The following is a 10959-nucleotide window of genomic DNA, read 5'->3' on the forward strand; positions in this document are numbered from 1 at the left end:
TTCACGAACATCGCGTTCACGTTGCTCCGCAACCGCGACTCCTCACCCGCCAGCCGCACCGCCTCACGGTGCACCTCGTCGAAGGCCCGCGCGACTTCACCGATCTCGTCCTTGGAGTTGACCTCGATGGGTGGCACCCGGAGCTGGTCGGGGCTGACGTCGGTGGTACGAAGCTGGCGTACCAGGTCGGGCAGGGTCGAACCGGCGATCTTGAGGGCGTCGCCCCGCAGGCGCCTGAGCGGCCGTACCAGCGAGCCGGCCATGACGGCGGTGATGGCCAGGACCAGGATGAGCAGGGCGACGACGACGCCGATGTTGATCGCGGCGAGCTGCCTTTCGCCGCTGGCGACGTCGGCGCTGCGGGTGGCGACCTGGGTGCCGAGGGACTTCTGCACCTGGTGCAGCCGCTTGACGGTTTCCGAGATGGCGGAGAACCAGTCATTCGCGTCATTCGTGGTGGCGGTGTCGAGCCTGCGCAGGGACTGGCTGCGGTTGTTCAGCAGGACGGCCCTGGCGATGTAGAGCTCGGCACGGCCGATCTTGATGTCGGCGACCGTGTTGTCGAACATCTGGCGCTGCGCCTGTGTGGCGGCGGCCCGGAACGAGGCGCGCTCGCTCTCGCGGCGGGAGCGGGCGTCGAGGAAGGCGTCGAACTCCGGCTCCTCGAAACTGCCTCTGAGCAGCGCGATCGTCAGTAGCGCCCGCTGCTTGGAGGCTTCTTCCTCGGCGCGGGCGATGGCTCGCAGGGCGGAGCTGGTGGAGATGAGCTCTTCGTCCGTGGAGCCCTGGCCGAGCTCGTCGTACATCTGCAACATCTCGGAGACGGTCTCGGAGTACTTCTCCATCGTCGGCAGCGGCGGCAGCAGCGACTTCGCGACGGTCTCGCGCAACGAGCCGAGCTGGCTGAGCCTGGTGCGGATGCGGTCCAGGGACCTGCGGCCGATGTCGGACAGCGCCGCCTCGTTGGCCTTCGCGCTGGCCAGCGTGCGCTTGACGTTGGCGTCGACGATCTCCTGCTGGCTCTTGAGCTGCTGACTGTCGGCCTCCCGCTTGCCGGAGACGACGAAGCGGCCGGACAGGTCACGTTCGAGGCCGAGGTCGCGGGCGAGCTCACCGAGCTGCGTCACCAGCGAGCCGACCTCACTGATGCGCTGGTACTCCTGGGAACTGCTGATGGAGGTGGTGACGCGCAGCCCGCCGAGGATCACGCCCACGATGGTGGGGATGGCGATGAGGGCGATGAGGCGGGTGCGCACGCGCCAGTTGCGCAGCGCGAACGGGCTGCCCGACCTGGGCGACTGCACCTCCGGCAGCTCGCCGCCCAAAGACTGTTCGGGCACGTCCGGAGCCCTGCCACGACCGGAACCGGTCGTTGTTGTCGTCACTGGTGGCAACCTCTCGCCATGGCCTGCTCTAAGGGGGTCTCAGCGGCTTCGTCGCGCGGACGAGTGATCGCAGGCAAGTTCGAGGCCCAATTTGAGCACAAACCTCATACATCAGCCAACGTCTCGCCTGTTTTCAACCGTTCCAAGTCACACATTGCTCACCTGGCTAACCTCCGCACACGGAGTGCAACCATCACACCAATCCGGACAAACAGTCATTAAGAGCGCTTAAAGCTTATATTTACAGCAATATAGGTATAAGAGTCATATTCGGTAGATAAACCTCATATATAAGGCATAGTGCTGCCGATCCGATCTCCCCTCCGGTACGCTTCACGCCCGGTAACCAGTGCCGATCTCCAGAAGCTTCCCCTGGTAGGAGAACCCCCCGATGACACGCAAACTGCGCTGTCACGCCGTTGTACTCGGCGTCGCAGTTGCTCTCACCCTTGCCGGCTGTGGTGGCGCCGCCGAGTCCACTGACTCGACCGCCAACAGCAAGGGCTTGGAGAAAACCACCATCAAGGTCGGCCACCTTCCGGTTCCCGACCCTGTGGCGCTCTATATAGCCAACACGAAGGGCTTCTTCAAGGAAGAGGGCCTGACGGTGACACCGGTCATCATCACCGGTGGCGCCGCGGCCATCCCCCAGATCGAGAGCGGCGCGCTCGACATCTCGCAGACCAACTACGTCTCGACCCTCTCCGCCGTGAGCCAGGGCAAGAAGCTCAAGCTCGTAGCGGATATGTACCAGGCGGGTCCGAACACCTTCAACCTCATGGTCCCGGGCGACTCCCCGATCAAGACCGTGGCGGACCTGAAGGGCAAGACCGTTCTGGTCAACAACCTCAAGAACATCGCCGAGCTCGCGGTGACCACGCAGCTCAAGGTGGCCGGGCTCACGAACGCGGACGTCAACTTCGTCGAGAAGCCGTTCCCCGACATGGGCAACGCCATCAAGAGCGGCCAGGCCGACGCGGGCTGGATCACCGAGCCCTTCATCACGGCCAACCAGAGCGCCAACGGCTTCCGCAAGCTGGCCGACACGATGGTGGGCCAGACGGAGAACTTCCCCATCGCCGGTTGGATGGCCACCGAGGATTGGGTGCAGAAGTACCCGAAGACGCTGGCCGCCTTCCAGCGCGCCATCTCCAAGGCGCAGCAGCTCGCCTCGAGTGACCGCAAGGAAATCGAGGCCATGCTGCCGAAGTACACCAAGATCGACGCCAAGACGGCCTCGGTGATCACGCTGGGGACCTTCCCGAGCGAGCTCAACGAGAACCGCCTGCAGAAGGTTGCCGACCTCATGCAGGAGTACGGCTTCCTCAAGGAGTCGATCGACGTCAAGTCCGTGATCGCGACTTCGACGAGCGGATGACCAGAAGACGACTGCTCCGCGGCGCCGCCGGCGCCGCGGGGTTCCTCATTCTGGGGGAACTGGTCATCCGCCTCTTCATCAGCGGCGACATGGTCTTCCCCGCACCCTCGACCGTCCTGTACGAAGCCGTCCGCCTGCTGGCCGACACCGAGTTCCTGACCGGGGTCGGCACCACGCTCATCAACTGGGCGCTCGGCCTGCTGATCGCGTTCGCGGTGGCCGTGCCGCTGGGCGTGCTGCTCGGCGCGTTGCCGCCGGTGGAGCGCGCGATCCGGCCGGTGCTGGAGTTCATGCGCCCGATCCCCTCCGTGGCCATCATCCCCTTGGCGATCCTGCTGATCCCGGTGGACGAGTGGATGAAGGTCTCGGTCATCGTGTATGCCTCCCTCTGGCCGATCCTGATCAACACCCTCTACGGCATGCAGGACGTGGACCCGCTGGCCAAGGAGTCGCTGCGCAGTTTCGGCTTCGGCTCGCTGGCCGTCCTGGCGAGGGTGAGCCTGCCCAGCGCCGCGCCCTTCGTGGCGACGGGCGTCCGGATCGCCGCCGGGATCGCGCTCGTCCTGGCCGTCAGCGCCGAGCTGCTGGCCGGCGGCATCGGCGGGATCGGCGTCTTCGTCAACGTGGCGGCCAGCGGCAACCGGACGGACCTCATGCTGGCGGCCACCTTCTGGGCCGGCGTCATCGGCGTGCTCGCCAACCTGGTCTTCCTGGCCGGCGAGCGCCGCCTCTTCCATTGGCACCGCATGCGGATGGGGGCGACGGAGACGTGAGAACCGTCACCAAGTTCTGGTTGATCCCGGCCGTGCTGGTCGTCTGGGAGCTGCTCGCCCGCGCGATCGGGGACACCGACTTCCCGCCGCCCACGACGATCGTCGTCCGGATGCATGAGTTGTGGTTCTCCGGCCCCGTGGCCCAGGTGTTCCTCACCGACGACGCGATCGACAACATCCTGCCCAGCCTGGGCCGCATGTTCAGCGGCTGGGTCCTGGCCGCGCTGATCGGGGTCGCCCTGGGCGTCGTGCTCGGGCGCTCACGGGCGGCGGCCGACTACGTGGACCCGCTCATCGAGTTCGGGCGGGCCCTGCCTCCTCCGCTGCTGCTGCCGGTCTTCGTCGTGCTGTTCCAGCCGTTGTCCGCCGGGGTGCTGGCCACGCAGCTCGCCACGATCGTGTTCGGCGTGGTCTGGCCGGTGCTGCTCAACTCGATCGACGGTGTCCGGGCGGTGGACCGCACGTACACCGAGACCGCCACGGTCTTCAACCTGAGCAAGCTGCAGCAGCTGCGCGTGGTCGTGCTGCCCGCCGCCTCGCCGAAGATCTTCGCCGGGCTGCGGCTGAGCCTGTCGCTGGCGCTGATCCTCATGGTGGTCTCCGAGCTCCTCGGCGGGACCGACGGCATCGGCTACCAGTTGCTGGTCGCCCAGCGCAGTTTCGACGGCGCCGGGGTCTGGGCCGCGATCGCCCTGCTCGGCGTGCTGGGCTACGTGGTGAACGCCCTGTTCGTGCTGGCCGAACGCCGTGTGCTCGTCTGGCACCGGCAGGCCACACGCAATCCTTGATCTCCTGGAAGGACATATGCCGCATTCCGACGACCTCATTTGGGGAGCCGTAGGCGATATATCAAGATTCGCTGCTCTGCTGACCATGGCGGAGCTCGGACTGGCAGATCACCTTTCCCATGGGCCTCTCAGCACCGCCGACCTGGCCGGACGCTGCGGGGCCCATGCTCCTTCGCTGCGCCGGGTCCTGCGCGAGCTGGCCGCCCTCGACGTCGTCCGCGCCGCCGGAGCCGACACCTACGACCTGACGGAGAAGGGCACCGCGCTGCGCTCGGACGCCCCCGACTCCGTCCGCTCCTCGATCCGGATGCTGGGCGAGGAGGGCTTCTGGTACGCCATGGGCATGCTCCCCGCCACGGTCCGCGACGGCAGCTCGGCGTTCGTGAAACGGTACGGCCACCTGTACGACCATCTCGCGAAAAATCCGGCTTCGAGCACGCTGTTCAACGAGTACATGACCGCCAGGTCGCTCCCGTTCACCGAGAACCTGGCCAAGCGGTACGCCTTCCCGCCCACCGCGACCATCGTGGACGTGGCCGGTGGCAAGGGGCACATCCTGGCCGCCGTCCTGCACGCCAACCCGAGCATGCGCGGCATCCTGTTCGACCTGGAGCACGTGACCGGCCGGGCCGCGCGCACCCTGGCCGGCGAGGGCCTGTCGGACCGGGCCGAGGTCGTCGCCGGCGACTTCTTCACCTCGGTGCCGGCGGGCGCGGACGTCTATCTGCTGGCCAGCGTCCTGCACAACTGGGACGACGAGGACGCCGTCACGATCCTGCGCAACGTCCGGGCGGCCATGCGTCCCGACGGCCGGGTCCTGGTGCTGGAGGTGGTGCTCCCCGACAACGAGGAGCCGCACCCCGGCAAGGACATCGACCTGCGCATGCTGGCCATCTTCGACGGCGGCGCCGAGCGCAGCCGCGACGAGTACGCGTCGCTGTTCGCCCAGGCGGAGCTGACGCTCGGCGCTATCGTCGAGCTCGGCTCCGGTGCGAGCCTCATGGAAGCCAGGCCGCGCTGAGCAATCCCCCGGCCTCCACCTGATCGACCAGGACCGAGAAAGGCAGTGACATGAAGCTGGCCAGGATCGTAGTCGCGGGTATGGCGATCGCCCTCACGCTGAGCGCGTGCGGCGGAGGCGGGAGCGGGGGTGAGACGGACACGGGCGGCGGCCCGGCCTCCGCCGGCGGGCTGGAGAAGACCCAGCTCCTGGTCGGCGTGGTGCCGGTGCCGTCGTCGGCGTCGCTGTTCATCGCGGAGAAGCGCGGCTTCTTCAAGGAGGAGGGCCTGACCGTCAAGACGGAGATCATCCAGGCTCCGCAGGCGGTCATGCCGAAGATCCTCAACGGCAGCATGGACGCCTTCCTCACCAGCTACGTGGCGCTCATGTCGATCAACGACTCGGGCGCCGCCAAGCTGAAGTTGTTCCAGCACAGCCAGGAGGGCGCTCCCAACGTGGCCGGCGTCGTGGTGGCCAAGGGGTCGCCGCTCAAGGCGGCGGCCGACCTCAGGGGCAAGACCATCGCGGTCAACGTGCTCAAGGCGCTCGGCCAGACGCTGACCAACGCCCACCTGCAGGACGCCGGGCTCAAGCCCGAGGACGTCAAGTACGTCCCCGTGCAGTTCGCCGACCAGCTCACCGCCCTGTCCTCCGGCAAGGTCGACGCGGCCTGGCTGGTGGAGCCGTTCCTGACCGCCGCCAAGAAGGCGGGCGGCACGCAGATCATCGACACCACGAACGGCGTGACGGCCGGCGTGCCGATCGACGGATGGGGCGTCACCGAGGAGTGGGTGACCAAGAACCCGAAGACCGCCGCCGCCTTCCACCGGGCGCTGGCCAAGGCCCAGCAGATCGCCAGCACCGATCGCAAGGCGATCGACGAGGTGGTGCCGACGTACACGCAGATTCCCGCCGACGCGGCGGCGGCCATGACGCTCGGCAAGTTCTCGATGGAGGCCGACCAGGCCACCGTGCAGAAGCTGGCCGACCTGATGCTCGACTACGGCTACATCAAGACCAAGGTGGACGCGGCCACGCTGTTCGTCCCGCACAGCGGATGATCGCTCGCGGCATGCTCGGCGTGCTCGGTGTGGCCGCTTTTCTGGTTCTCGCCGAGCTGGCCGGGCGGGCCGGGCTGATCCCGGACGTGCTGCCGTACATGTCGGACGTGCTGGCGGCGGCGGCGCTGCTGCCGCTGGAGGCGCAGTTCCGGGCGGACGTGCTGGCCACGCTGGCGGCGTGCGCGAGCGGGCTGACGATCGCGCTCGCGGTCGCCGTGCCCGCCGGGCTGCTGCTCGGGACGGTGCCGTTCATGGAGCGCTCGGCCCGGCCGCTGGTGGAGTTCCTGCGGCCGATCCCGTCGGTTTCGCTGATCCCGCTGGCCATGTTCCTCTTCCCGGCCAGCCAGGACGCCAAGACCGCGCTGATCGTCTACACCTGCTCGTGGCCGCTGCTGATCAACACGATGTACGGCCTAGGCGACGTCGATCCGCTGGCCAAGGAGACGCTGCGGAGCTTCGGCTTCGGCCCGCTGGCCGTGGTGTTGCGGGTGAGCCTGCCGAGCGCGGCGCCGTTCATCGCCACCGGCGTGCGGATCGCCGTGTCCGTCACCCTGATCGTGGCCGTGAGCGTGGAGCTGCTGGCCCCCGGCGGGGGCGGGATCGGGGCGTTCCTGTCCCTGGCGGGCAGCGCGAACCGGATCGACCGCATGCTGGCGGCGACCGTGTGGGCCGGGATCATCGGGCTGGCCGCCAACCTGCTGTTCACCGCCGGTGAGCGGCGCGTGTTCCGCTGGCACCAGGCGCGGACGGGAGACGCGGCATGAGGAACGCCCCCGGGGTCTCCCGGCTGTTGTGGTACTGGACGTTGCCCGTGGCCGTGATCGCCTGGGAGCTGGCCACCCGGTCGGCGGCGGCGGCGTACTTCCCGCCGCCGTCGCGGATCGTGGTCCGGCTGCACGAGATTTGGTTCTCCGGGCCGCCGTCGCGGGCGTTCCTGACCGACGAGGCGGTCGCCGACCTGCTGCCCAGCCTGGCCAGGCTGTTCGCCGGGTGGGCGATGGCGTGCCTGGCGGGCGTGCTGGCAGGGGTCGCGCTCGGGCGCTCGCGCCGGCTGTCGGCGCTGGTGGAGCCGCTGCTGCACTTCGGCAGGTCGGTGCCGCCGTCCACGCTGCTGCCGGTGTTCCTGGTGCTGTTCAAGATCGGGACCCCGATGGAGCTGGCCTCCATCGTGTACGGCGTCATCTGGCCCGTGCTGATCAACTCCATGGACGGCGCCCGTCACGTCGACCGCCAGTACATCGAGACGGGCGCGGTCTACCGGCTGAGCCCGTGGCAGCGGCTGACCCGCGTCATCCTGCCCGCCGCCTCCCCGAAGATCTTCGCCGGCCTGCGGCTGAGCGTGTCGCTGGCGCTGATCATGATGGTGATCTCCGAGCTGGTCGGCAGCAGCGAGGGCATCGGGCACCGCATGCTGGAGGCGCAGAGCGACTTCGACATCCCGGCCATGTGGGCGGGGATCGTGCTGCTCGGGCTGCTCGGCATCGCGCTGAACGCCGCGTTCCTGGGCGTCGAGCGGGTGGTGCTGGCCTGGCACCACGGCGCCAGGAGCGGCTAGCCGGCCCGCCGCTCGTTGATCAGCGTGCGCTTCACGCACACGCCGTCCTTGACCCACTGCCAGGTCCTGCTGCGGGACTTCCCGTCCGCGCTGAGCACGATCAGCTCGTAGAGCCGCAGGTCCTCGCCCTCGCCCTTGTACTGCCAGGACAGGTAGATGGTGGTGTCGTCCAGCTCCCAGAACTCGCCCCTGATGCGGTCGGTGTCGAACCCGCACCGGCCGCCGCCGAGATAGGTGCCGGGGAACTCGTGCACCTCCGAGCGCCCGTCGTCCCAGAGGTAGCGGTTGGTCTGGTGGTAGACGGCGTCGTCGAGGATCGTGCAGGTCATCAGCACCCGGTGCCGGTCGATCGGGTTTCCGTCCCGGTCGAGGTGCAGGTATTCGCCCTCCCACTCGCCTTCGTGCCGGGCCAGCAGCGGCATGTCCGCGCGAAGTCCCATGGAAGTCACTCCTTCGTCGTGTGCCACCAGGGGTCGGCGGCGCCGGATCGGTTGACCAGGAAGGCCCTGCGGCGCAGGAACCTGCTGATGGAGGCGGCGCCCATGCGTGAGCCGCCGAGCCCCGACAGGCGGAAGGAGTGCTTCTCGCCCTCGTGCACGAGCGCGGTCAGCGAGGCGTCGTTGACGCTGACCGCGCCGGCGCGCAGCCGGGCCGCCACGGCCAGGGCCGCCCGCTCCGTCCCCGCGAAGACCGCGGCGGACAGGCCGTAGCGCGAGTCGTTGGCCAGGGCGACCGCCTCGTCGGGACCGTCGACGGCCATCACGGGCAGCACGGGGCCGAACGTCTCCTCCGTCATGATCGTCATGCCGTGGTCCACGCCGGACAGCACGGTCGGGCGGCACCAGTGGCCGCCGCCGTGCCGCTCGATCTCGCCGCCCGTGTGCACGGTGGCGCCCTTGGCGACGGCGTCGGCCAGGTGGGCGGCGATCACGTCTTCGGTGCCAGGCCCGATGATCGGCCCGATGGGGCCGCCTTCGCAGGTCAGGCCCACCTGGGCGGCCTTGCCCACGAGCAGCGCGAGGAACGTGTCATGGGCCTCGCGGGCCACGTACACCCGCTCGATCGACTGGCAGGACTGCCCGGCGTTGGCGGTGCCGCCCCACAGGATCGCCGCCGCGGCCCGGTCGAGGTCCGCGTCAGCCAGCACGATCGCCGGATCCTTGCCGCCCAGCTCCAGGTGCGCGGGCACGAACGCGCGGGCGGCCGACTCCGCCACCGCGCGCCCGGTCTCCACACTGCCGGTGAACACCACCGCGTCCACCAGGCCCACCAGCGCCGCTCCGGTCGCGCCGTCGCCCTCGACGACCCGGAGCGGCAGATCGGCCGGGACCAGCCGCATCAGCGGCTCGATGAAGCGGGGGGTGACCTCGCTGGGCTTGACCAGCACCGCGCAGCCGGCGGCCAGCGCGGGCACGGCGTCGATGAGGCCGAGCAGCAGCGGGAAGTTCCACGGGCTGATCACCCCGACCAGCTCGTACGGCACCGCGTCCCCGCCCACCACGATCCCCGGCAACGAGGCGGGGCGTTCGGCCGGGGGCGCGAGGAGGGCGGGCGCCTGGTGCGCCCATCGGGTGATCGAAGCGGCCACGATCTGCCGCTCCAGCACCGACTCCCCCACCCTGCCGGTGTCGGCCACCAGCGCGGCGAGCAGGTCGTCGTCATCGGCGAGCGCGGCCCCGAACCTGGTCAGCGCCGCGCTCCGGTCGGCGGTCAGCCAGGCGGGCGACATGGCGCGCAGCCCGGCCGCCACGGCGGCGAGGCGGGTCGGCGGGACGGGGGCGAGTGGCCGGCCGGGTCGCCCGGTGAGGGGATCGCGCACGTTCATCGGCCACGGCTCGACATGGTGCTCCTGCGACGCTCGGGGAAACCGCAGCCATTGTGATCATGGCGGTGCCGGGCCTGTCAACGAGTCCGCGCCGAGGACCTAGCCGCCCCAGCCGGGCACGGCCATCCGAACGCTGAGGGCGTGCTCGACCAGGTGGATCAGCGCGCTCTTGACGGAGTCCTTGGATCTGGCGTCCAGGCGGACCAGGGGGATGTGCGGGGCCAGCGTGAGCGCGTCGCGCACCTCGGAGTCGCTGTGCGGATATTCGCCGTCCCAGCCGTTGACGCCCACCACGAAGGGCAGTTGCGCCTCCTCGAAGTAGTCGATCGCCGGGAAGCTGTCGGCGAGACGACGGGTGTCCACCAGGACCACCGCGCCGATCGCGCCGCGCACCAGGTCGTCCCACATGAACCAGAACCGGTGCTGCCCGGGGGTCCCGAACAGGTAGAGGATCAGATCACGGTCCAAGGAGACCCGGCCGAAGTCCATGGCCACGGTGGTGGTCGACTTCAGCGGTGTCATGCCCAGGTCGTCGATCCCCGCGGAGGCGTCCGTCATCACCGCCTCCGTGGTCAACGGCATGATCTCCGACACCGCGCCGACGAAGGTCGTCTTGCCCACCCCGAAACCGCCGGCCACCACGATCTTCGTCGAGGTGAGGCCGGGGCTAGAGCCTGCGAAGTCCACTGAGCACCCTTTCGAGCAGATTGACGTCCGGCCTGCCGGCGTCCAGTTGTGGTTGATGCACGCGAACCAGACCTTCGGCGGCCATGTCAGCGATCAGCACGCGGACGACGCCGAGCGGGATCCGCAGCAGCGCCGACACCTCGGCCACTGACCTGACCTGCCGGCACAGTTGGCTGATCGCCTGGTACTCCGGCGTGATGTGCGAGAACTCCCGCTGCTCGGCGGTCGCCGAGGACACCAGGGCCTCCATCGCCAGCTTGACCCGCGGCGCCGTCCGTCCCCCTGTCACGGCGTACGGGCGGACGGGCGAGGCAGGGTCGGGGTTCAGCGCCGACTGGGGCTCGGGCTGGGACGGAGGAGCCCAACCGCCGCTGTTCCATCTGGGGTCTGACACGTACATCACCTGGACTGGCTGGCGCGCAGCTCCGCGCGCACAGCCGGAGTCAGCACCTGACCGGCGCGATCGACCATCAGCGTCATCTGGTACGCGACCAGGCCCATGTCACA

General features: G+C 69.1%; 12 protein-coding genes and 1 pseudogene. 7 read left to right on the plus strand and 6 right to left on the minus strand.

The genetic code is table 11. The features are described 5' to 3' along the window. On the minus strand, positions 1-1340 hold a 1340-nt coding region (locus ACWD0F_RS51025), incomplete at its 3' end, for a nitrate- and nitrite sensing domain-containing protein (RefSeq protein WP_449890255.1). Between the two features lie 550 nt (positions 1341-1890). On the opposite strand from ACWD0F_RS51025, the gene ACWD0F_RS51030 reads away from it, so the two are divergent. The 7 genes from ACWD0F_RS51030 to ACWD0F_RS51060 all read left to right on the plus strand — a co-directional run bounded on the left by ACWD0F_RS51030 (position 1891) and on the right by ACWD0F_RS51060 (position 7940). Further along, the gene (locus tag ACWD0F_RS51030; RefSeq protein ID WP_449890257.1) at positions 1891-2763 is read left to right on the plus strand and encodes an ABC transporter substrate-binding protein; all 873 of its coding nucleotides are present in this window, start codon (positions 1891-1893) and stop codon (positions 2761-2763) included. Further along, a complete protein-coding gene (locus tag ACWD0F_RS51035; protein WP_449890259.1) occupies positions 2760-3536 on the plus strand; it encodes an ABC transporter permease in 777 nt (258 codons plus the stop codon). Before ACWD0F_RS51030 ends, ACWD0F_RS51035 begins: the two co-directional genes overlap by 4 nt. After that, positions 3533-4324: an ABC transporter permease gene (locus ACWD0F_RS51040; protein WP_449890261.1), complete on the plus strand. Its 792-nt coding sequence runs from the start codon at positions 3533-3535 to the stop codon at positions 4322-4324. The genes ACWD0F_RS51035 and ACWD0F_RS51040 overlap by 4 nt, the downstream gene beginning before the upstream one ends. Before the next feature lie 16 nt (positions 4325-4340). After that, positions 4341-5345: a methyltransferase gene (locus ACWD0F_RS51045; RefSeq protein WP_449890263.1), complete on the plus strand. Its 1005-nt coding sequence runs from the start codon at positions 4341-4343 to the stop codon at positions 5343-5345. 80 nt (positions 5346-5425) lie between these two features. Continuing rightward, on the plus strand, positions 5426-6385 hold the full coding sequence (locus ACWD0F_RS51050; protein ID WP_449890265.1) for an ABC transporter substrate-binding protein: 960 nt from the start codon (positions 5426-5428) through the stop codon (positions 6383-6385). Continuing rightward, complete coding sequence (locus ACWD0F_RS51055; protein ID WP_449890267.1) at positions 6382-7149, plus strand: ABC transporter permease; 768 nt, start codon at positions 6382-6384, stop codon at positions 7147-7149. The genes ACWD0F_RS51050 and ACWD0F_RS51055 overlap by 4 nt, the downstream gene beginning before the upstream one ends. After that, positions 7146-7940 (plus strand): ABC transporter permease, encoded by a 795-nt coding sequence (locus ACWD0F_RS51060; RefSeq protein ID WP_449890269.1) that lies wholly within the window; start codon positions 7146-7148, stop codon positions 7938-7940. The genes ACWD0F_RS51055 and ACWD0F_RS51060 overlap by 4 nt, the downstream gene beginning before the upstream one ends. Here ACWD0F_RS51060 and ACWD0F_RS51065 read toward each other — a convergent pair. From ACWD0F_RS51065 to ACWD0F_RS51085, 5 genes and pseudogenes are all read right to left on the minus strand, one after another. After that, the gene (locus ACWD0F_RS51065) at positions 7937-8380 is read right to left on the minus strand and encodes a hypothetical protein (protein WP_449890271.1); all 444 of its coding nucleotides are present in this window, start codon (positions 8378-8380) and stop codon (positions 7937-7939) included. The two genes, ACWD0F_RS51060 and ACWD0F_RS51065, sit on opposite strands and share 4 nt — an antisense overlap. A 5-nt stretch (positions 8381-8385) precedes the next feature. After that, positions 8386-9765: an aldehyde dehydrogenase family protein gene (locus tag ACWD0F_RS51070; protein ID WP_449890272.1), complete on the minus strand. Its 1380-nt coding sequence runs from the start codon at positions 9763-9765 to the stop codon at positions 8386-8388. Between the two features lie 99 nt (positions 9766-9864). After that, positions 9865-10452 (minus strand): GTP-binding protein, encoded by a 588-nt coding sequence (locus ACWD0F_RS51075; RefSeq protein ID WP_449890274.1) that lies wholly within the window; start codon positions 10450-10452, stop codon positions 9865-9867. Continuing rightward, positions 10433-10780: a DUF742 domain-containing protein gene (locus ACWD0F_RS51080; protein WP_111179488.1), complete on the minus strand. Its 348-nt coding sequence runs from the start codon at positions 10778-10780 to the stop codon at positions 10433-10435. Before ACWD0F_RS51080 ends, ACWD0F_RS51075 begins: the two co-directional genes overlap by 20 nt. 71 nt (positions 10781-10851) lie before the next feature. Beyond that, positions 10852-10959 (minus strand): annotated as a pseudogene (locus ACWD0F_RS51085) (roadblock/LC7 domain-containing protein); the annotation flags it as partial.

The sequence above is a fragment of the Nonomuraea sp. NPDC002799 genome (genome assembly GCF_053592075.1).